General features: G+C 40.7%; 19 protein-coding genes and 1 tRNA gene. 8 read left to right on the top strand and 12 right to left on the bottom strand.

From position 1 onward, the window contains the following. Positions 1–5: 5 nt before the first annotated feature. Both Q0N70_RS07770 and Q0N70_RS07765 read left to right on the top strand, forming a co-directional pair. A complete protein-coding gene (locus tag Q0N70_RS07770) occupies positions 6–1,502 on the top strand; it encodes an acyl-CoA carboxylase subunit beta (RefSeq protein WP_294015539.1) in 1,497 nt (498 codons plus the stop codon). 83 nt (positions 1,503–1,585) lie between these two features. Continuing rightward, positions 1,586–1,658: transfer RNA gene (locus tag Q0N70_RS07765), tRNA-Thr, on the top strand. Between the two features lie 295 nt (positions 1,659–1,953). On the opposite strand, the gene Q0N70_RS07760 is transcribed toward Q0N70_RS07765, so the two are convergent. Together Q0N70_RS07760 and Q0N70_RS07755 are read right to left on the bottom strand one after the other, a co-directional pair. Next, positions 1,954–3,396 carry a TrkH family potassium uptake protein gene (locus Q0N70_RS07760; RefSeq protein ID WP_294015537.1) on the bottom strand — a complete coding sequence of 481 codons (1,443 nt, stop codon included), beginning with the start codon at positions 3,394–3,396 and terminating at the stop codon, positions 1,954–1,956. A gap of 9 nt (positions 3,397–3,405) precedes the next feature. After that, positions 3,406–4,857: an NAD-binding protein gene (locus Q0N70_RS07755; protein WP_273351923.1), complete on the bottom strand. Its 1,452-nt coding sequence runs from the start codon at positions 4,855–4,857 to the stop codon at positions 3,406–3,408. Between the two features lie 138 nt (positions 4,858–4,995). Between Q0N70_RS07755 and Q0N70_RS07750 the strand changes: the two genes are divergently transcribed. Beyond that, the gene (locus Q0N70_RS07750) at positions 4,996–5,829 is read left to right on the top strand and encodes an undecaprenyl-diphosphate phosphatase (protein WP_294015534.1); all 834 of its coding nucleotides are present in this window, start codon (positions 4,996–4,998) and stop codon (positions 5,827–5,829) included. 125 nt (positions 5,830–5,954) lie between these two features. Here the strand turns inward: Q0N70_RS07750 and purD are convergent, their stop codons facing one another. From purD to cysS, 7 genes are all read right to left on the bottom strand, one after another. Further along, entirely contained in the window at positions 5,955–7,307 is a 1,353-nt protein-coding gene (gene purD / locus Q0N70_RS07745; protein ID WP_294015531.1) for a phosphoribosylamine--glycine ligase, read from the bottom strand. A gap of 74 nt (positions 7,308–7,381) precedes the next feature. After that, positions 7,382–7,960 (bottom strand): glucosaminidase domain-containing protein, encoded by a 579-nt coding sequence (locus tag Q0N70_RS07740; RefSeq protein WP_294015529.1) that lies wholly within the window; start codon positions 7,958–7,960, stop codon positions 7,382–7,384. A gap of 2 nt (positions 7,961–7,962) precedes the next feature. Next, the gene (gene pyrH / locus Q0N70_RS07735; RefSeq protein WP_294015527.1) at positions 7,963–8,694 is read right to left on the bottom strand and encodes a UMP kinase; all 732 of its coding nucleotides are present in this window, start codon (positions 8,692–8,694) and stop codon (positions 7,963–7,965) included. Between the two features lie 19 nt (positions 8,695–8,713). Continuing rightward, a complete protein-coding gene (locus tag Q0N70_RS07730; protein WP_294015525.1) occupies positions 8,714–10,423 on the bottom strand; it encodes a transglutaminase domain-containing protein in 1,710 nt (569 codons plus the stop codon). A 1-nt stretch (position 10,424) separates the two neighbouring features. Further along, positions 10,425–11,141, bottom strand: coding sequence for a hypothetical protein (locus Q0N70_RS07725; RefSeq protein ID WP_294015523.1), 717 nt, complete (start codon positions 11,139–11,141; stop codon positions 10,425–10,427). Further along, on the bottom strand, positions 11,125–11,682 hold the full coding sequence (locus tag Q0N70_RS07720) for a sigma-70 family RNA polymerase sigma factor (protein WP_148228287.1): 558 nt from the start codon (positions 11,680–11,682) through the stop codon (positions 11,125–11,127). The genes Q0N70_RS07725 and Q0N70_RS07720 overlap by 17 nt, the downstream gene beginning before the upstream one ends. A 32-nt stretch (positions 11,683–11,714) precedes the next feature. Beyond that, positions 11,715–13,247: a cysteine--tRNA ligase gene (cysS, locus tag Q0N70_RS07715; RefSeq protein WP_294015521.1), complete on the bottom strand. Its 1,533-nt coding sequence runs from the start codon at positions 13,245–13,247 to the stop codon at positions 11,715–11,717. A 92-nt stretch (positions 13,248–13,339) separates the two neighbouring features. Here cysS and murB point away from each other — a divergent pair, with 92 nt between their 5' ends. Genes murB through Q0N70_RS07695 form a run of 4 tightly spaced genes read left to right on the top strand, consistent with a single transcriptional unit; the run spans position 13,340 to position 16,498 of the window. Continuing rightward, positions 13,340–14,299 carry a UDP-N-acetylmuramate dehydrogenase gene (gene murB, locus Q0N70_RS07710; protein WP_294015519.1) on the top strand — a complete coding sequence of 320 codons (960 nt, stop codon included), beginning with the start codon at positions 13,340–13,342 and terminating at the stop codon, positions 14,297–14,299. An 8-nt stretch (positions 14,300–14,307) separates the two neighbouring features. Then, entirely contained in the window at positions 14,308–15,507 is a 1,200-nt protein-coding gene (locus Q0N70_RS07705) for a Crp/Fnr family transcriptional regulator (protein ID WP_294015517.1), read from the top strand. A 31-nt stretch (positions 15,508–15,538) separates the two neighbouring features. Beyond that, positions 15,539–16,042, top strand: coding sequence for a hypothetical protein (locus Q0N70_RS07700; protein ID WP_294015515.1), 504 nt, complete (start codon positions 15,539–15,541; stop codon positions 16,040–16,042). A gap of 3 nt (positions 16,043–16,045) precedes the next feature. Beyond that, complete coding sequence (locus Q0N70_RS07695) at positions 16,046–16,498, top strand: DUF192 domain-containing protein (RefSeq protein ID WP_294015513.1); 453 nt, start codon at positions 16,046–16,048, stop codon at positions 16,496–16,498. A 6-nt stretch (positions 16,499–16,504) separates the two neighbouring features. Here the strand turns inward: Q0N70_RS07695 and Q0N70_RS07690 are convergent, their stop codons facing one another. Beyond that, entirely contained in the window at positions 16,505–17,659 is a 1,155-nt protein-coding gene (locus tag Q0N70_RS07690; RefSeq protein WP_294015511.1) for a tetratricopeptide repeat protein, read from the bottom strand. 15 nt (positions 17,660–17,674) lie between these two features. Then, positions 17,675–18,577, bottom strand: a complete 903-nt coding sequence (locus tag Q0N70_RS07685; RefSeq protein WP_294015508.1) for a PilZ domain-containing protein — start codon at positions 18,575–18,577, stop codon at positions 17,675–17,677. Positions 18,578–18,968: 391 nt separating this feature from the next. Between Q0N70_RS07685 and rpsD the strand changes: the two genes are divergently transcribed. Continuing rightward, the gene (gene rpsD, locus Q0N70_RS07680; protein WP_294015506.1) at positions 18,969–19,562 is read left to right on the top strand and encodes a 30S ribosomal protein S4; all 594 of its coding nucleotides are present in this window, start codon (positions 18,969–18,971) and stop codon (positions 19,560–19,562) included. Between the two features lie 228 nt (positions 19,563–19,790). Here rpsD and holA read toward each other — a convergent pair whose 3' ends face one another. Continuing rightward, the gene (gene holA, locus Q0N70_RS07675) at positions 19,791–20,807 is read right to left on the bottom strand and encodes a DNA polymerase III subunit delta (protein WP_294015504.1); all 1,017 of its coding nucleotides are present in this window, start codon (positions 20,805–20,807) and stop codon (positions 19,791–19,793) included. Position 20,808: the final 1 nt, after the last annotated feature.

Below are 20,808 nucleotides of genomic sequence, written 5' to 3'. Positions count from 1 at the left end.
GAAATATGGCTTCTAATTATAATATTGAAAAACAGCACGCAAAGGGAAAATTTCACGCTATTGAAAGAATCAACAATCTTTGCGACAAAGATTCATTTTATGAAATTTATTCAGCTGCGCGTCATACTTGCACAAGTTTTGGAATGGACAAAAAAGAAATTCCTTATGACGGCGTAATTACAGGCTTTGGAAAAATCAACGGAAAAAAAGTTGCTATTTATGCTCAGGATTTTACAGTTCAGGGCGGCTCTCTTGGAAAAGTTCATGGACAGAAAATTGCGGAGCTCATAGACAAGGCGATTATGGCAAAGTGTCCGGTTATCGGTCTTAATGATTCAGGCGGAGCGCGTATTCAGGAAGGCGTTGATGCTCTTTGCGGTTACGGCGAGCTTTTTTATCAGAATGTGCGCGCGTCTGGAACTGTTCCGCAGATTTCAATTATTGTAGGACCTTGCGCTGGCGGTGCTGTTTATTCACCAGGAATTACTGATTTTATTTTTGCAGTTGACACAATCAGCCAGATGTTTATCACTGGACCAAAAGTTGTAAAAAGTGTTCTTTCGCTTGATATTTCCGCGGAAGATTTGGGCGGTGCTTCTATTCATGCGCAGAAAAGCGGCGTTGCCCATTTTAGAGCTTCTTCAGAGCCGGAATGCTACGAAGCTGTAAGAAAGCTTTTGGATTATATTCCGCATTATTACGGCGAGGAAATTGTCGCTGAAGCTAAGTTCAAGTTTGATGAAAAGAAAAAGGCAAAGAAAATTGCAGAAACTCTTCCAGAAGAAAGCAAAAAGGGCTATGACATCCGCAACGTAATTGACTGTGTTGTTGACGATGACAGTTTCTTTGAAGTTATGAAAGAATTTGCTCAGATGGCAGTTGTCGGCTTTGCAAAGATTGAAGGAAAATCTGTTGGCGTTGTTGCAAACAATCCGGCTGTCTGGGGCGGACTTTTGAACTGCGATGCTTCTGATAAGATTGCGCGTTTTGTACGCTACTGCGATGCTTATAATGTTCCGCTTGTTACTTTTGTTGATGTTCCGGGATTCTTGCCTGGTCCAGATGAAGAGCAAAAAGGAATTATCCGCCATGGTGCAAAAGTAATTTACGCATACAGCGAAGCGACTGTTCCAAAAGTTACAGTTATTACACGCAAGGCTTACGGTGGCGCTTACATTGCAATGTGCTCAAAGCATCTTGGCGCGGACTTTGTTTATGCTTGGCCAAAAGCTGAAATCGCAGTAATGGGCGCAGAAGGTGCACTTGGAATTCTTTATGCAAAGGAAATGAAAGATCCTGCTCAGGCTGCCCTTGTTGCCCAGAAGTCTCAGGAGTATAAAGATACAATTATGACTCCGACAATTGCAGCTCAGCGTGATTACATCAGTGAAATCATAAACCCAGAAGAAACAAGACAACGTGTTGCGCGCAGCCTTGAATTCCTTGCTCAAAAAACACAGAATTCAGCTCCTGCAAAAAAACACGGAAATATTCCTCTCTAATAAAAAAAGTCCGTGGCTCATTTTACTGGGCTGCGGATTTTCTGTTGACTGATTTATTCATTTTTGCTAACATTCTTTCACTTGCCAACTTAGCTCACCTGGTAGAGCAGCTCCCTCGTAACGAGCAGGTACTCGGTTCAAGTCCGGGAGTTGGCTAAAGCATAAGACCGCACTTAAAATGAAGTGTGGTCTTTATTTTTTTATGGAAAACATGAACCGAGTACCGAAGCGAACGCCGACCAAGTGGGAGGAAAAGTCGGCAAGGATGCCGATGTAAGTGAGTGAAGGCGTCCGTAAGGAGACGGCATGGAAGCCGGCGACTGGAGGAATCGAGTTCAAGTCCGGGAGTTGGCTAAAGTATAAGACCGCACTTAAAATAAAGTGTGGTCTTTATTTTTTTATGGAAAAACCTGAACCGAGTACCGAAGCGAACGCCGACCAAGTGCAGTTTTTATTTTTTCCAGTAGGCTGGCGTAAGGAATATAAAAATTGTAAAAAGTTCCAGACGGCCGGCAATCATTGCAAAACTGTACCACCATTTTACAGGGGCAGCGAGCCAGCCACAGTTGTTGCTTGGTCCCAACGCTCCGAATGCAGGTCCGCAGTTTCCGATCATTGTTAAAGCTCCGGTAAAGGAAGTCTGCATATCAAGTCCGAAAAATGACGTGAAAAATGCGGTCAAAATCACAAATGAAAAATACAAAAAGAAAAAAGCCGAAACTGAAAAAACAACATCTTTTCTTCCTGCCTGCTGATTTAACCGGATTGAAAAAACTCCGTGCGGATGAATCATTTTTAGTATTTCATTTTTGAACTGCTTGTAAAGCACGACCCATCTTATGACTTTTATTCCGCCGGAAGTTGAGCCAGACATTCCGCCTATGAACAGAAGCATAAGGATTACAATCTGGCTTGCACTTTTCCAGTTTGTGTAGTCGGCTGTGGAAAATCCTGTTGTGGTTAAAATGCTTGCTGTTTGGAATGCTGAAAATCTGAGCGACTTAAAAAATCCGCCGTAAGAAGAAGCCTGGACAATTGCGATTGCGGCGATTGAAATAACGTTTATCCAGATGTATGCCTTTAGCTCTGAGTTGCATTTTATTTCGCTGAAATTCCGTGTAAAAAAATAATAGTAAAGCGAAAAATTTATTCCGGCTAAAAACATGAACACAAAGCAAATCCATTCGATTGAAGCGGAATTGTATGAGCCGATGCTTGCGTTCCGTGTTGAAAATCCACCTGTTCCCAAAGTTGAAAATGCGTGGCAAAGCGCGTCTATAAAATCCATTCCCGCAATTTTTAAAAGAACAGTTTGAATGAGCGTCATTCCAAGATAAATGAACCAAAGAATTTTTGCCGTGGTCGTCACTTTTGGCGTGAACTTTCCCTTTTCAGGACCTGTAGTTTCCGCCTTTATAAGCTGAAATCCGCCGACTCCAAGAACTGGCATGAGCGCAACCGTAAGTGCCACAATTCCCATTCCGCCAAGCCAGTGTGAAAGGCATCTCCATAAATTTATGCTGCGCGGAAGTTTTTCAATTTCGGAAAGAGTCGTTGCGCCTGTTGTTGTAAATCCGCTTACACTTTCAAAAAATGCATCGGTGAAATTTGGAATTGCTCCGCTAAAATAAAGTGGAATCGCTCCGAATAAACTTGCAGAAATCCAGGCGAGCGCGACGGCTGCAAAACTTGATCTTATTGTAAGCCTTGATTTTTTGTTGCGGAAAAAAAACAGTGTCATTGCGCCTAGAATCAAGCTTGCAATCATCGGAATTAAAAAAGATGGAATTACAAAATATTCATGGCAGAAAATTGCCGTGGCGATTGGAATTGAGAATGAAAGTCCGATTATTGAAATTATAAAAAAAATTATTATGCAAAGTGTAAATGCCATTGAAAGTTCCTATTTGCTGAATTTTTCCAGAATCTTTTTATCTCCAGTTTTTTCTATTATAACCAGATGGTCTCCCACGGAAAATGTTGTGTTTCCCTGCGGAAGTTCAAATTTTTCACTTCCAATTTTCTTTACAAGGAGAATCAGATATTCGCCGGGACTTGCGATGTCTTTTAGCTGCTTGCCGATAAACTTGCTTGATGAAGGCAAATCGCATTCCACGATTTCAAATGCACCGTTTGAAACTGTATGAATTCCCGTTACTGATTTTCCGTGCAGATGGCTTATAATTGAGTCAACCAAAGTGTCCCGCATAGGAATTGCAACATCGACTCCAAGTTTTCTGGCTATGTTTCCAAACTGGGACTGGGCAACTAGCGCGATTGTTTTTTCCACGCCTAGAGATTCAAGGTAAGCGGAAACAACCATGTTCAGTTCGTGATTGTGCGTGGCGCAAATTACAAGGTTGTACTTTTGAATTCCTTCTTCTTCTATAAAAACATCGTCTGTGATGTCCGCGTTGAAAATCTGTGCCTGCGGAAATTTTTTTTCAGCTTCCTTGCAAAGATTTTTGTCGCTGTCTATGATTGTGAATGTCTGCGAAATATTTTTTGTTCCAGTGAAAATTTTTTTTAAAAATGAAACCTTGTCTTTTTCGATAATTTTGTCTGCTACGATTGTTCCGATTCTTCCGATTCCAACCAGAGCGATTTTTTTTATTGCGTCTGTCTTGATTCCGCAAAGCTCAAGTATAAATGGAATGTTTTCTTTTTCAATTATGATTCCGATTCTGTCTCCTGCATTTAAAATTGTTTCGCCGGATGGCAGGGCTGAAATCATGTTGTCTGAATCTTTTTCTTTTGTTTCCTGATAAACTATAAGAAATTTTTTGTCTGTAAGCGAGCGGATGTTTTTTAACGCGGCTCCATCGAGTTTGCTTCCTTTTTCAATTTGAAGCGCAATGATTTCAAAATCTCCGTTTTCACCAAAATCAACAATGTCGCTTATTGCTCCATGCTCAACAGCTTTTACAATTGCCTGAGCGGCTTCTACATCAGGATGAATCATGTAGTCAATTCCGTAAAGCGGACGGTGATTTCCCTTGAAAGTTTCCGCGTGCTGGCGAGCTGTTGTGTTTGTGTTTGCATAGTAGGCGTAGTTTCTTACACGCGCAATTTTCAGTACGTCTGGATAAACGGCGTCCACAAGGGAACAGGTAATCATGTTGATTTCATCGCTGTCAGTCAAAGTTACAAGCGCATCCATTTTTCCAATTTCAAGCTCTTCCAAAACTTGAAGATTGTTTCCGTCCGCATTTATAACTTCGCAGTCAAGACGATTGCTTACGTGCTCAACAATGTCTTCGTTGCTTTCGATTATTTTTACAATGTTGCCTTCGTTTATAAGGCGTTTTGCCAGCTGAACTCCAGTAAAGCCTGCACCGATTATCATTATGTTCATTTTTTTTATTATACATGAAACTCCGCGCTGTGTTCAATCTAAGAAAATGGTGGGAATTAAACGTAGCTTTTTATAGACAGAAAAATCAAGATGAACTAAAATGCTAGCGTATCTAAAATTTATTTTTGGAGATTTAAATTGTCAATTTTTCAAGGAATTGTTTTGGGTGTTCTTCAGGGCATTGCCGAGTTTCTGCCGATTTCTTCTTCTGGACATTTGATTGTCGCGCAGAATTTATTTGGACTTGAAGAAGTGCCGCTTTTGTTTGATGTGTTTCTTCATGTTGCAACTTTGCTTGCCGTTGTTTTGTATTTTAGAAAAAAAATATGGGAGCTGATTTGCAGTTTTGCAAGAATTTTTGTTCCTATAAAAAATCCTTCCGCCGCCCAGATTGAAAAAAAATCTGAAGACACAAAATACATTGTTGCCATTATTCTTGCGACTTTCGTTACCGGCGTTCTTGGAGTTTTTTCTTCAAAAGTTATTTCTGAAATTTCTGTAAAAGCTGTTTGCGCAGGATTTGTTGTTACAGCGTTGCTTTTGATTTTTTCTTCACTTCTTGAAAAGAAACATTCGGCATCTTCTGAATCTTCTTTAAAGTCTCCGTCTTGGAAACAATCTTTGGCAATTGGATTTGCGCAGGGAATTGGAACATTGCCTGGAATTTCAAGAAGCGGCTCAACAATTGCGGGCGCTCTCTTTTGCGGAGTTAAGCGGGACGTTGCCGGCGAATTTTCTTTCATTGTTTCTATTCCGGCGATTTTGGGCGCATTTATTCTTGAACTGAAAGATTTGGGTGAAGTTTCATCTTCGATTGGAGCAGAGCCTGTTATTGCAGGTTGTGCGGCGGCTTTTGCAAGTGGATACATTGCGCTTTCTTGGCTTATGCGGCTTATAAAAAAAGGCAGGCTTGAATGGTTTGCCTGCTACTTGATTCCAGTTGGAATTTTAGGAATGATTTTCCTTCATTAATATTTTTATTCTTCAATTTTACTGGAACTATTTTCATTGTCATTCCCGCACTTGATGCGGGAATCAATGTTTAAGAAAAGTATTATCGAGTCAAGCCCGATAATGACAGTAGGTAAAAATCAAAGCTAATTAGATTCAGCGGCTCCCGGAAGTCCTATGTCTTTTCTGTAGAACATATCGTTGAATTTTATTCCGCTCATTGCTTCATAGGCATTTTTCCAAGCTTCGTCAAAAGTCGTTCCATAAGCAGAGCAGGCTAAAACGCGTCCGCCGCTAGTTACAAGTTTTGTGTCGTCCGGGCTTCGGCTTCTTCTGTTTTCCATTGCGCCGGCTATAAAAACTTTTGCATTGGATTCATTTACTTTTTCTTCATTGATTATAATGTTGTATCCTTTTTTATAGGATTTTGGATAACCGCCACTTACTGCGACTGGAGCAACTTGGTATCCTTTTTTCCATTCAAGCTTGAAATCTTTTAAAGAACCGTCAGTTATGGATTTGCAGAGGCTTGCAAAGTCAAAGTCCATGAGCGGAAGCACAGCCTGTGTTTCAGGATCTCCAAGGCGCACATTGTATTCGAGGCACTTTGGTCCGTCTTCTGTAAGCATGAGTCCGAAGAAAATAAATCCGCGGTAGTCATAATTTTCAGACTCAAGACCTTTTAATGTTGGTTCAAGAATATTTTTTTCAAACTGGGAAATTATTGCAGGAGTTGCGTCATCAACAGGAGCAATTGCGCCCATTCCGCCTGTGTTAGGACCTTTTGCGCCGTCGAAAAGCCTTTTGTGGTCTCTTGCGCTTAAGAATGGAACTATGCAGGATTTTCCTTGCTCTGAAAATTCTTTTGTAACGCTTACAGCCGCAAGAATTGAAATTTCAGTTCCGCGAAGATATTCTTCAATTACGAGTTTTTTTCCGGCTTCTCCAGCGATAGAGCCGTCCATAAGCTGCTCGACCGCGTTTTCAGCTTCTTCCAAAGTCTTTGCAACTACAACGCCTTTTCCAGCTGCAAGTCCGTCCGCCTTTACAACAATCGGCGCGCCTTGTTCTTTTATGTACGAAATTGCTTCTTCTTTTGAAGTGAAAGTTTTGCTTTTTGCGCAGGCAACGTTGTATTTGTGCATGAATTCTTTTGCAAGATCTTTACTGGCTTCAAGCTGCGCTGCCTGAAACTTCGGTCCTACAGTTGGAATTCCTGCGTTCCAGAATAAATCTGCAAGTCCTTCTGCAAGCGGATTTTCCGGTCCGATAACGGCAAGCTCGCATTTGTTTTCCTTTGCAACTTTTATGTACGCATCGTTTCCTGTGATGCCGTTAAGATATTCACATTTTGAAAAATCAATATTTCTGCATTTTTTTTCAAAGGCTGTTCCGCCGTTTCCTGGAACACAAATTACTTCTTCAACAAGATTGCTTTGTGCTAATTTCCATGCAATTGTATGCTCTCGTCCGCCGTTTCCTACAACAATAACTTTCATAGTTGCTATGATAGTTTAAAAATCAAAAAGTTACAACATTGCAGAATTTTCGGCGGATAAGAATTCAGAGTTGCTTAAAAAGATTCAAGTCGAACTAAAAGCTGCTCAAGTTTTAAAGCGTAGTTTTTGTCTGCAGCCCAAGTTCCCGCAAGTCCTTCTATTGTTGGAGATTTTCCGCGCGGATTTACATACTTATACCGAGTATCAATGCATTCATTGTTCAGCGGAATATCTTTTGTTGCATAAGCGTGAAGATGCTGAATGTGCGCTCTTACTCCAAGTTGTTCTGTTGCAAAAGTTTCGCCTGGATGTTCTGCATCGATTGCGCCCAGTCCGCAGTAATTGTGCATTTTCGGCGTAACAAGATTTCCGAATCTTAAAAAACCAGTTTCGAGGCACATCTGGACAAAAGCGCAGTCGCTGTTTATTCCTTCCGCATTTGCTTCTTCAATATAAAGAGCTGCAAGCCGTGCAACTTCTTTTTTGTCTGCTGAAGGATTTGCGCTCATAAAAAAATTATAAAGCTGCTTTTCTGATTTTATTCCTTGGTCAGAAAGATTTCTTGAAATTTCTTTGTGTCCTTTTGTTGAAACGCATGAAACTGCTGTTAGCAAAAGACAAAATATAAAAATCGGCAATTGAATTTTTTTCATGCTTACGAAATTGTTGTTCCTATGTAATTTTTTCCATCAAGAACTGCTTTTATATTCCCGATGTTTTTTCCGCCTGCGCAAATAACTTTTAAGCCAAGCTCCTGTGCTTTTTTTGAAGCGATTGGATCAAACGGACAGTTTTTTCCCGGAACCCATTCGTCTCCAACCATTTTTCTAAAATCGCTCCAAGAGATATTGTCGATTGGTTTTGCATCAGGATTTTTGCGCGGATCGTCTGTGTACACTTTTTCAATGTTTGAAAGATTTACAACTGTGTCTGCTTCAAAACGTTCTGCAAGAAGAACTGCGTCATTGTCTGTTGAAAATCCAGGTTTCCAGCCGGAAGCAACAAGAATTCTTCCTGTAAAGTCGCTGACTTTTGTTGGATCTGTTACAACATCTTGGCTGCACAAAGGTCCGAATACAGTTTTTAAAAGCTGTGCGTTGAGCCGGGTTGCCATTATGCCAATCCAGTCGCAGGCATAGTTAAGTTTTTCTGAATTTTCAAATGCTGAAAGTTTTTTTTGGTTTTCATCAAATTTTGCAGAAACCGCTTTGTATGAATTTTGATAGTTTCTTGCAGGTCCGCCGCCGCCAGCTACAAGAATCAGCCGTGCATCTTTATTTTCAGAAAGCCACGAGCAAATCATGCTGCTGAATTCAAAAAGAAAATCTTCATCTGGCTTGTCCGGTGCAATTATTGAACCGCCTACGCTTAAAACTTTTGTAGTCATTTTTTTCTCCATATATATTTTAGTAAATTCCTTGAATAACAGGATTGTTCCATAAAGAACTGTAGCTTGAAGTTTTGTCTCCGGCTTCTTCCCATAAAGATTGTAAAGCATAAGTACGCGGTCTGTAAACAATTTTGCTGTTTAAAGACGACTGCTTTATCTGATGCCAGCCTCTGCTGAATGCAATGTGCTGATTGTCAAGATTTCCAAAGTAAAATTCTTTTGGGTCGGCTATTTCAATAAATGAAGAAAATGAAAGTCCGGCTCCAAGCGAAACGTCAACAGGCAGCCATCCGTATCCTTCAAAATAAAGTTCTGTCCACCAATGCGGAGTTACATTTGATTTGTCTTGCGCAAGAATTCCCGCAACTGGAACAGAAGGAATTCCTGCCGCTCTGCACAAAGCTGTGTAAAGAATTGCAAAGTCGTAAGCGTCGCCTTTTTTTCTGCGGATTAAATCAAGCGGCGAAATATTTCCTGTGCGGATTTTTTCCGAAACTTCATAATTTTCCGTCATAAAATTGTAAATGAGTTTTGCCTGCCTATACGGATTTTTTTCGCGCCCGACAATTGTTTCAAGAAGCGAAGAAACCGCTTTTGAGTCCGACGGAACACAAGCATCCGCGGAAGTATTTTTTGCGTACAAAATTCCGCCTCTGTCTTTGTATTGTCCCAAATTTCTTGGATTGAAATTTCCTTTTATTCCGAAAGTACTCACAATAAATGTCTGGCTGAATCTTTGCTTGTTGTTTGTAATCCGGTTCAGCTGCTTGTTGTGAATTATGTCAAAAGTGTCGTCAACTATAAATGGCTCAGGGTAAACTTCATTCAGTTCAACAAAAGGCTGAAACGAAGAAACTGCGGGCTTTGGAATGTAAAGCAGAATCGAGCTTTCCTGTGAAGCGACGTGATTTGAAATATCGGCGGCAATCTGAATTACATAAGTTCTTTTGTTTGAGTACTGCTTTTTTCCGTAAGGGAAATTTACATTGATTTTTTTTGCCGCGCTTGTTCCGTGCGGAGTTTCTATAAAAATCGAGCCGCTTGAAGCACCGTCTGGAATCTTCACAGAAATTTCAGAGTCTGTCCAGGCGATGTAGTCAAAGTCAGTTTCACTTGCCGGAATGAAAATGTTGTTTTTGTCCTGATTTTCATTTTGTTCCGAGCTATGCAAAGATGAAGTTTCGTCCCGGTTCGCTGTAAAGTAAACTTTTGATTTCCCTTTTGAAGTTCCGAAATTTGTTCCGCGGATTATTATCGTCTGCCCGGTTACTGCGCTTTCTGCGGAAATTGATGCGATTACAGGAACTGAAGTTGCCGCTGGCGCAACTGCCGCAACGGGAATTCCGTTTTCATTTGCAAAAAATGCCGGCTCGGATTTTCCTGCCGAAGTTCCTACAATTACAAGTCCGTCCTGCGCATTTGGCGGAATTATAAATTTGATTTTTTTATCTGACCAAAGTGAATATCCGCTTGCAGTGATTTTAGAGCCTGCGATTTCTACGCTTGAAGTTCCCCTTGAATCTCCAAATCCGCTGCCTTCTATTGTCATTTCATCGCCCGGCGAGCCAATCATCGGACTTATGGAATCTATTACCGGCTTGCGTTTAACATTGCGACCTAAAATTCCCAAAATTAAAACTGCGGAAACAACAACAATTATCCAGCTTATTGTTCTTGCCAGCGGAGAACTTCTAAGGAGATTTGCATAAGATTTTAAAATTGCCAATTCATTTTCCTGAGTTTAAATTTGAAAAAGGGTAGGAAACGTGAAATGCAAATCCGTTGTTTCTGTCCTGCTGCTCTGAATTTTCGCCCTGCGGATAAAAAACATCGTAGCTTTTTAACGAAGGAATCAGCGCGATTTTCTTGAAATTCGATCCGCCAATTATAAGAACAGGAACTGCCGAAACTGAATTTGAAGAAACGGGCAGCGTGTAAAAGTTTTTATCTGAATTGTCGGAAGCCAAAATTGAATTCAAAACTGAAACATCGATATTTCCGTCGGAGCTAACCTGATTTGCCGTTGACGAAATTGAAGTGCGCGCTACAGGCTGAAATGCGGAAACTTGTCCTTCAAACGGATTTGCTTTTTTTGCGCTTGGAACAACGAATGCAAAAACTGCCGCCGCCGCAATTCCAGCTGCGAAATATTTTATGCCGCTGCTTGGCTTTGGAAATTTAAATGTATTTTTTCCAGCTTGAGTAACTTTTTTGTAGGAAAGCCGCGCTTCAAGCCTTTGAAAACTTGAATCCAAATCTTCCTTTGAAAAATGAAAGGACTCTTTGTCTTCAGCAAAAGCCGAATTAAGCGCGAGGAATTTTTTTAGCTTGGCGGAACATTTAGGGCAGGAATTTACATGCGCTTCGTATTCAGCGACATAATTCTTGGGAAGTTCTCCGTCCGCATAGATAGAATGAATGTCATCTTCAGGACAAGTAAACATCTTCTTCTCCTATCAATTTTAGTAATTGTGCCTTTGCCCGGAAAACCCGCACCTTTACATTCCCCTCTGTAATTCCGAGCTGGCGGCCAATCTCCTTGTAATTCATATCGGCATATTCTTTTAGAATAAGCACTTCTTTTAAATTGTCAGGAAGCTTGTTTAAGGCTTCGAGCGCAATTTTTTTTGCTTCCTTTTTTAAAAGCTCAGTTTCGCCGCTTTCCATTTGCTGACGGCCTTCATAAAGCGCCTTGTGGTAAGCGTTCGCCTCTCTGACTTTTCGTTTTGCATAATTCAGCGAAGCGTTTTTTACAACTCTGATCAGCCAGAAAACTGCGTCATTTATAGAAGGAAAAACCATTGCTTTTTCGTTTGCCTTTATAAATGAGTCGTGAACCAAATCTTCTGCGGCTTCTTCATCTTCTACAATTTTAAACGAAACTTTAAATAAAAGTTCCATTGCAGAGTCGTATAATTTTCTAAAGTCCTTTGAATCCGCACAATTTATCGAGCCTGATTCGCTTTTATTAAAAGAAAACACAATAAGTCCTGTTTAGTTACATTTTTTCTGTTTTTTTAAGAACGCTTCCAAACTGCTCCATTTGGCGTGTCTGTTATAATTATTCCGCGGGATGAAAGCATATTGCGGATTTCATCGGCTCTTGCAAAATTCTTTGCTTTTTTCGCTTCAACTCTTTCTGCCACAAGCGCGTCAATTTCCTGTGCCTCTGGATCTCCTGAATGGTCTGGAACGGAAGCCTTTTGCTCTTTTTCCTGTTCAGCAAGAAAATCCGCGGCAGATTTTACAAGGTTCAAGCCAATTACGCTGTCCATTCTGCGCACAAGCTCAAGCGATTCTTCAGGCTTTAAAGAGCCGTCTTTAACTGCTTTTTGAATGCAGCTCAATGCAACTGGAGCTGAAAGGTCGTTTTCCAAAGCAGCTTGGAATTTTTCTATATATTCCTTTGCTTTTTCAGATAGATTTTCAGTTTTGCAAGCTTCGCCTTTTGAATATATTTTAGAATAGTTCAGGGAATCTGCACCGCCTGCATTTTGAGCAAGCCGGGCAACACGCTGAACAAGAGCGGCTCTTGAATTTTTTGCTGAATCCATTGCGTCCCAGCTGAAATAAATTTGCTTGCGGTAATGTCCTCCCAAAAGGAAAAATCTGTAGTCGAGCGGATCGTATCCTTTATCTATTAATGACTGAAGCGTCAAAAAGTTACCATGGGATTTTGACATTTTTTCCGCCTGGCCAGATTCCGCGGCTTTTTTGTCTTTTGCAATCACCAGGAATTCGTTGTGCAGCCAGTAGTTTACCCATTTGTGGCCGGTCGCGCCTTCCGACTGGGCGATTTCGTTTGTGTGGTGAATCGGAATGTGGTCAATTCCGCCCGTGTGGATGTCAAAATGCTCACCGAGGTATTTCATGCTCATTGCGGAACATTCGATGTGCCAGCCCGGATAGCCTCTTCCCCAAGGCGAGTCCCAGGTCAGGGCCTGATTTTCAAATTTTGATTTTGTGAACCAGAGGACAAAGTCGTAGGGATTGCGCTTGTTCTGGTCAACTTCGATTCTTGCCCCGGCTTTCAAATCGTCAAGATTCAGGTTGGCGAGCTTTCCGTAGTCGGGGTAGGTCGTAACGTCGTAGTAGAGGTTTCCGCCGGACATATAGGTGTGTCCGTTCGCTTCGATTCTCTTGATAAGCTCAATCATGTCCTGGACGTGCTCAGTCGCCTTGCAGACGACATCCGGCCTGATTATGTTCAGCCTGTCGATGTCATTGAAAAAAGCGTCCGTGTAGAATTTGGCGACTTCAAGAACCGACTGGTGGCGTTCCTGTGCCGTCTTGAGCATTTTGTCCTCGCCCTCGTCTGCGTCTCCTGTAAGATGTCCGATGTCGGTTATGTTCATCACGTGCTTTTTGTCGTATCCGAGGAAAGTGAGCGTGCGGTCAAGCGTGTCAAGAAAGACGTAGGCGCGGAGGTTTCCGATGTGCGCGTAGTTGTAGACGGTCGGTCCGCAGCCGTAAAATCCCACAAAACCCTCGTGAATCGGAACGAATTCTTCTATCTTGCGGCCCATTGTGTTGTAAAGTCTCAACGCCATTTTTTCCTCCGTTGAAAAATCTTATGCGCTTTATATTAAGTGCTTGTTTCCACTATCGATTTTTTTAATTTTTTTCTATAAAATGAAATGCAATGACTAACAGAATACGCAAAATAGTTGAAAATATCAAGAACTTGTACAAAGGGCGGTTTTTGCCTGATGAGCCGATGAGGCTTCACACAACGATGAAAGTCGGCGGAAATGCTGAGCTTTTTGCTGAGCCGGAAGACGTTTTTTCTCTTGCGCTTGTTATTTCAGAATGCAAAAAAAATTCCGTGGATTTTTTTATTCTTGGCGGTGGAAGCAACTTGATTGTAAGCGATGAAGGATTTTGCGGCGTTGTTATTTCAATGAATGCATTTTCTTCTATTAAATTTGAAAACGGAATTGTGGTTTGCGGTTCTGGAGTTGAAACTGGCCACGCCGTGGAATTCTTTGCGGAAAACGGAATTTCTGGAATGGAATCTTTTGCGGGGCTTCCTGGAACTTGCGGCGGAGCCTGCTACATGAATGCCCGCTGTTATTCGAATGACATAAGCTCAAAAATCAAATTTGTTGAATATCTTGACTTGGAAAATTTTGATGAAAATTCCTATAAATTTCTTGAGAAACATATAAAAATGTATCATAATAATAAAGATTGTGCGCAGTGGGCTTATAAGCATTCGCCGTTTATGGAAAAATCCGTTGTTATAACAAAAGTTGCCTTTAAAGCGGAAGAATGCCAGCTTGAAAAAATTTCTGAACTGAAAGCTGCGTGCGAAAGTTTTATAAAAGACAGAGAACAAAAAGGGCATTTTAAAGCTCCAAGTTCTGGAAGTGTTTTTAAAAACAACCGGGATTTTGGAGAGCCGAGCGGAAAGCTTATTGATGAAGCCGGCTTGAAAGGCGCGAAAATCGGCGGGGCGCAAATAGCTCCGTGGCATGGAAATATAATTATCAACACAGGAAACGCAACTTGTTCCGATATAAAAAAACTTGTTCAGCTTGCGCAACAAAAAGTGAAGGAGCGGACAGGTTTTATGCTGGAATGTGAAGTTGTTTTTGTTTAGAAGGTGGTTTGAAATTGCTTCAGCTTTCATTTGTGAATTTTAAGCAGAACTCATATATCCTTGTTGAAGGAACTTCTGCAAATGACAGATTTTTTATTATTCAAAGCGGAAGGGTAAAGTGCTTCAATGAGGTTGCAATTCCGGGGACAACTCCTGAAGTTTTAGGTCCGGGCGACTTTATCGGGGTTGTTTCCTGTATGTCTGGGCACGGACAGACGAAAAATGTTGTCGCATTGACTCCGGTTGTTGCAATCATGGTTCATAAAAGCCAGTATCCAGAGCTGATTATGAAAAACACGCCGGTCGCCATGAAAATTGTGCGTTCTTTTGCCCGCGACATGAGGATTGTGAATGATCAGCTTACAAAACTTACGCTCAAAAATATAATTTTGGATTCGCCTGAATCTCTTTTTTCTATAGCGGAATATTACGAAAAATCAGGACATTACAATATAGCTTTGTACGGATATTATCAGTATTTAAAGCAGTGTCCGACTGGAATCAATATTGAAAATGCCAAGCGTCAGTTTGTTCTTCTGCGGAAAAGAGCAAAAGCCGCTTACTTGGAGCCGTCAAACGAAATTTTCCGTGAGTATCCTGCCGACTCAATGATTTTTTCTGAATGTCAGAAAGGCGCGGATATGTTTATAATTCAGGAAGGCTCTGTAAGAATTTCAAAAGTTGTAGACGGAAATGAAGTTACTCTTGCGCTTTTAAAGAAAGGCGATATGTTTGGCGAAATGGCGCTTCTTGAAAACAAGCCGCGTTCTGCAAGTGCGATTGCCCACGAGCCTTGCCGTCTTATGGTTGTGAATATGGCGAACTTCAATCAGATGGTTACAACCCAGCCGCAGATGATTTCAAAACTTACAATGATGTTTGCGGAACGTCTTTGGGCAATGCACCGTCAGCTTGCAAATACTCAGCTTGGCGATTTGAGAGAAAAACTTATCGACATGATTTCGCTTCAGATTGAAAAGCAAAAAGTTCCTTTTGTAAAAGGCAGCGTTTACCATTCAGGACTTTCTTTGACAGATGTGTTTAAACTTTGCGCAATTCCACGTGAACAGCAAGGTGAAGCTTGCCGGCAAATTCAGTATGACCAGAATATAAAAATTGTTGGCGGAAAAATTGATGTGCCTGATGTTGAGGAGCTTATAAAACAGGCTGCATTCTATAGAAAACAGAGTTCAAAACATGCGAATTAAAAGAATTTTTATCTGCATTTTTGCTTTATTTTTGGCTTTTCCTTTTTTTGCTGAAGATGCGCTTCCTTTTGGCTACCGCGGAATACAGCTTGGAATGTCTGTGGATCAGGTGAAAGAGGCTTTAAAAAAAGATTTGAATTTTGGCTACAGAGGCGACAGGGATGTTTCTCTTTTGCCTGGGGAAAACAGAACTTTAATAGAAACCGACACTTCAAAAAATGCTCCGTATTCGTTTCTTGACCGCTGCTGGTTTCAGTTTTACGAAGACAAGCTTTATACAATTACGCTGAACTTGCGTCGCTCAAAAATTGACCATTATTCTGTTTTTTCTTCATTGACTGAAAAATATGGAAATCCATCTTCTCTTAATCCTGAAAAATCTGAATGGAAAGACGGCAACGTGATTATGTCGCTGGAACGTCCGCTGACTTTAAAATATACCGACAGGAAAATTTTTGAGGAGCTGCAGTCAAAGGCTCTTGTAAATAAAAGCGCGGAAGAAATGGCGCGGGATGAATTCCTTGAAGGACTTTGATTTATGAAAAATTTTAAGTTTTTTGTGATTTTTGCAGTTTGCGTTTTTGTTCCTTTTTTTGTTTCGTGCCAAAATAAAAAGTTTAATCTTCCTATAAAAGAAATTGAAATTTTAACTTCCGCAGGAAATTCTATTTTTGTAAAAGCTGAAGTCGCACAAAAAGAAGAAGAGCGCAACTATGGATTTATGAACCGCAAGAATATTCCAGAAGGAACTGGAATGCTTTTTGTTTTTGAAAAAGATCAGGTTTTAAGTTTCTGGATGAAAAACACGCCGCATCCGCTTTCGATTGCTTACATTGATAGAACTGGAAAAATTCAAAATATTTTTGACATGACGCCTTTTAGCCTTGCGCCCGTAAAAAGCACTCGTTCTGTAAGATATGCTTTGGAAGTTCCGCAGGGCTGGTTTGAAAAAAATGGAATAAAAACTGGCGATAAAATTGTTTTGGATTAAAGCGCGCTAAATTTCAGCATCTAGCTTTGCTATTTGTGCAGCGGCAATTTTGTCATCCGGGTCGATTTCAAGGACAACTTCAAAATATTTTCTGGCTTCTTCATTCTGGTTCATTTTTAAGCACAGGCATCCGAGATTGCTTATAATTTTTGTGTTTTCTGAATCCATTGAAAGTGCTTCTACCAAGGTTTCTTTTGCTTCTTTTAATTCGCCTGTTTCCATCTGGCAGATTGCAAGCTCATTTAATGTGTCTGCATTTTCGTCTCCGCCTTCACATTCTCTTGCTTTTAAAAATGCCTGCTTTGCGTCTTCAAATCGTCCAAGCCGCCTAAGTCCCCAGCCAAGCAAAAACCATGCGTTCCAGACAACAGGATTGTCCCTTATGAATTTTCTAATTTCTTCAAGTCCTTTTTCTTCCTGGCCTTCAGAAATCAATTTGTATGCGTCGCGGAATCTGTCGTTTTCCAAATTGCGGTTTGAAATTTTATTGATGATTTCCTGCGCGCGTTCTTTCTTGTAAATTCCGTTTTCGCCAAGCTCTTCGTCTTTTGCATCTGCAACAAGTCCGAGGTAGCTTTCAAAGCAGCCTTTCGCTTCGCCGTAATCACGTTTTTTCAGATAAAAAAAGCCGGCGTTAAAATATGCGTCTGGAATTTCCTTGTCGCTGTCCATTGCCTGGTTGTAGTAGTCAAGCGCGGCTTCGTCGTAAGCATCTGCGTCTTCGTTCAAGGAATTGCGCCGGTAGCTGTCTGCTTTCTGGTCAAAGAAAATCGCCATATTCAGGATTATCGCTTTGTCTTGCGGGTCGATTCCGTTTACAGCCAGCCAAATTTCTTCCGCTAAATCCCAGTCTTCGTTGCGGGCTTTTAATATTGCGGCTTCTGCCAGCTCTTTTTTTATTCCGGGGCGGACATCTGTAATCAGCTTGCGGTAATATTCTGAATTTTCATTTTTTTTGTCATAAGCAAGAACTGTTAAAATGCCAGAGAGAATCTGCTCTTCTGAAAGTTTTGCCGCATCTTGTTCAACTGGATCTTCTGGATTTTTTTTCTGAACAGGCAGCGGAATTTCAGGGTCGATTTTCATTGCCTTTGGAGAAAGTACAGAGCCTTCCGGCAGTTTTATAAAATAGATAGAATCCAGTGAATTTGTAGAAACCATTTTTTTCCTTGCTAATTATGTTGCTGAATTTTCCGGCTGAACAGGAGATGCAGGCTTGATCTCGTCCGCAGGCTGAGCATCTTCAAGTTCTCCGGCTGTGAACTTATTGTCCAGCTCTTTGCGCTTTGTGTTTGCAATGTATTTGTTTATGTGGACTTTATATGCAAGGCTTATGGAATCTTCTGCAAATTTTATGCTTGCTGAAATAATGTCCTTTCTGCCTTCTATAAAGTCTGTTCTTACAATAATTCCGCGGATTGAAATTGTTTCGTGAGGATCTTCAAATTCAAGCTGAATAAGAGCTTCCTTGTTTATAAGGAATTTTGCAAGCCCAAGCAGAACAACTTTTGCGCCTCCAAATGACAAGTCCTGCAAAATGCAATGGCGCGGAACATTTTGTATGTAAATTACAATTTCCTTTTTCTGAAGTCCGAGCTTGCGCATTGATTCCTGAGTTATGAGAATGCGCTCTTCTTTTCTTCTTGCCGCATTGGAATTAGCATCAAGGATGTTGCCAATCATCAGAATCAAGTCGTCCGGCGGTCTTTGTGTGTACTGAATTGTAATAATGGAAAGATCCGTGCTGTTCATATACGGTTCAATCAGGTAGACTTTAGCCGTAACAAAAAAACTCATCAGTTGACCGTCTGGCTGGTAAAAGCAAAATCTTAAGCTGACTGGTGGCGCGGATTTATTTGAAAGCACTGCATAGGCTCCGCTTTTAGTCCCGAGAATTATTTTTGCCTGATTGAATGACGTTGAATTTATAATACAAGGCCATTGAAGTCCGCTGCATTTTATATAAACCTGGCGCGGGTCCATTTTTAGAGTATGTATTATTTCCTTTGAAAAGGTGATTTCTGTGTTTTTATAATTTTCGTAATAGCGGTTAATAACCTGAGCTGTAACGATTGCCATAGTATATCAATAATAACTCATAATTCTTCTTTCAACAATAGAAAATATCAAAAAAATTACAGTAGCCTTAGTTTCGAGTTAATTGTAATTTCGTATAAAAAACAGCTGTCAGTCGAGCTGCGTCTATCAAAACCGTCCGATATCGGACTACACGCTGTTTTGCCTTGGAACTATTATCGTTGCCGCTTTTGCGGCAGCAAAACAGAGTGTTTTTGCCAGCCGCAACTCTCCTTACGTTGTTTTTTGACTGTATATAAAACTGAAGCTACAACTATTTAAGGTTTCTATTGAAATTAGTTTGGAAATTTTATATACTTTTCCAACTGATTTATATCCCTCACCGCGGCAAAAATTGGTGAGAAAATCACCATGGTGAATAGGAGTAAAAATTATGGCAACTAGAAGAAATCCTCGTTTTAAGGAATGCAGAAGACTTGGTGTAAATGTCTGCGGACACCCAAAGGCAATGAACAGAGCAAATGATCCGGCTTTCAAGAAGTCAAAGAAAACTTCTGAATACGGAAAACAGCTTTGCGAAAAACAGAAGGTAAAGGCTTACTACGGAATTCTTGAACGCCAGCTTCGCCGTTATTACGACATCGCTTCAAGAAAAGAAGGAAAGACTGGTGAAAACCTTATCGTTGGTCTTGAAACTCGCCTTGACAACCTTGTTTACCGCATTGGATTTGCAAATTCAATCCGCATGGCCCGTCAGGTTGTTTCTCATGGACACGTTCGTGTTGATGGCAAAAAAATCAACATTCCGTCTTTCCAGGTAAAACCAGGCCAGGTTGTAACACTTTGTGAAAAAGCCCAGAAAAATGAGCAGTTCAAGACAAGCTTCCTTAATGGAAACCGCCGTCCGCTTGCTTATATTGAAGTTTCAGAAGAAGCTTTCTCTGGAAAACTTATCATGATGCCAAAGCGTGAAGAAATTCCTGTAGAAATCAACGAACAGCTCGTTGTTGAATTCTACTCTAAATAATTAGATTCCGCTTTAAAAAGAAAGTCCGCTTGTTTTCAGGCGGATTTTTTTTTGTTTAAATATCTTAAATGTTGAGTTTTGCTATTTAAATGACATTTCTATGTTAAACAGTTTGTCATTGCCGTGCTTGACACGGCAATCTGTTGCTAAATTAAATAGATTATTGGGTCTAGCCCGATAATGACATAAAATTACAAAACTCGAAATTAAGGGTAAAGTTCATTATTTTTAATATTCGCACACGGAGCAGAAAAGTCCGTTTTTTATTACAATCGAATAAATAAGCGTATAAAGGTAGGTTTCTTCAAGGACGGCTCCTGTTTCCCTGATTGAAATGTCGGTTGCGGAAAGAAGTGCAAGAACTGAAGATGCGGCTCCTGCTGTCCAGATTTTGGCTGCCTTTGAATATTTTTCCTGATTTTTTTTGCCTGAAAATCCTGATGACTTTAGCTCTGAGTCGGCTGGAGATTTTCCGCCTGAATGAAGTGAATGCCACTGCCGCAGCTGCCTAAAGCAATATGTGAGTCCTGCGATTAATGCGATTCCGTTTGATTCTTTTGTCGCACGGATTTTCTGAAGAATTTCCAATGAATTTTCAAAACGCTGCTTGGGACTTTTTGAAATGTCTGCCATTGAGTCAAAAAGTGTAAACGCATTTTCTTCCCGGTTGTGTGAAAGAATTTTCTCCACATCAGCAGAAGTGATTGTTGCGCCTTTTTCAAAGCAAAAGAAAAACCTTGAGCATTCGGCCTTGAGGCTTTCCGTGTTGTTTTCGACCATTTCAAGAATTTGATCAACCGCATCCGGCGCAATAGAAAATCCGTTTTTCCTGAAGAAGCTTTCAACCCACTGGGGCTTTCTGTTTTCAAACATTTCCCAGAAAATTTTCTTGTGGCTGGAAGGAACTGCGCTTTCAATTTTTTTGTCTATGGAATTTTCTTCGGAAATTAAAACAAGCGTGTTTGGAGAATTTTTAGAAGCCTTTATCCAGGAAACAAGAGAATCAATGTCGCTTTTTTGCTTTATCTGTTCAGCATTTCTAAGCGTTATAAAAAGCGCCGGAGAAAAAAGACTTGCGTTTTGAAGCTGGGCTACAATATCTTCAATTCTTACATCGGCGGCGTAATATTTGTACTGCTCAATTCCGTTGTTTTTCTTTGAGGCTGCGTCCCGTAGATTTTCTATTGCTTCGTTTTTTTCACCGGCTTCTGGACCTGTAAAAAGATAAACTTCTGTTTCTGCCATT

Source organism: uncultured Treponema sp. (genome assembly GCF_945873775.1).
GTDB lineage: Bacteria > Spirochaetota > Spirochaetia > Treponematales > Treponemataceae > Treponema_D.
This window is presented reverse-complemented; position numbering and strand designations above follow the sequence as displayed.

Coding starts and splice junctions, on each gene's coding strand:
- Q0N70_RS07770 (WP_294015539.1), top strand. CDS start 6: ATGGCTTCTAATTATAATATTGAAAAACAGCACGCAAAGGGAAAATTT.
- Q0N70_RS07760 (WP_294015537.1), bottom strand. CDS start 3,396: ATGGCATTTACACTTTGCATAATAATTTTTTTTATAATTTCAATAATC.
- Q0N70_RS07755 (WP_273351923.1), bottom strand. CDS start 4,857: ATGAACATAATGATAATCGGTGCAGGCTTTACTGGAGTTCAGCTGGCA.
- purD (WP_294015531.1), bottom strand. CDS start 7,307: ATGAAAGTTATTGTTGTAGGAAACGGCGGACGAGAGCATACAATTGCA.
- Q0N70_RS07740 (WP_294015529.1), bottom strand. CDS start 7,960: ATGAAAAAAATTCAATTGCCGATTTTTATATTTTGTCTTTTGCTAACA.
- pyrH (WP_294015527.1), bottom strand. CDS start 8,694: ATGACTACAAAAGTTTTAAGCGTAGGCGGTTCAATAATTGCACCGGAC.
- Q0N70_RS07725 (WP_294015523.1), bottom strand. CDS start 11,141: ATGTTTACTTGTCCTGAAGATGACATTCATTCTATCTATGCGGACGGA.
- cysS (WP_294015521.1), bottom strand. CDS start 13,247: ATGGCGTTGAGACTTTACAACACAATGGGCCGCAAGATAGAAGAATTC.
- murB (WP_294015519.1), top strand. CDS start 13,340: ATGACTAACAGAATACGCAAAATAGTTGAAAATATCAAGAACTTGTAC.
- Q0N70_RS07695 (WP_294015513.1), top strand. CDS start 16,046: ATGAAAAATTTTAAGTTTTTTGTGATTTTTGCAGTTTGCGTTTTTGTT.
- Q0N70_RS07690 (WP_294015511.1), bottom strand. CDS start 17,659: ATGGTTTCTACAAATTCACTGGATTCTATCTATTTTATAAAACTGCCG.
- Q0N70_RS07685 (WP_294015508.1), bottom strand. CDS start 18,577: ATGGCAATCGTTACAGCTCAGGTTATTAACCGCTATTACGAAAATTAT.
- rpsD (WP_294015506.1), top strand. CDS start 18,969: ATGGCAACTAGAAGAAATCCTCGTTTTAAGGAATGCAGAAGACTTGGT.
- holA (WP_294015504.1), bottom strand. CDS start 20,807: ATGGCAGAAACAGAAGTTTATCTTTTTACAGGTCCAGAAGCCGGTGAA.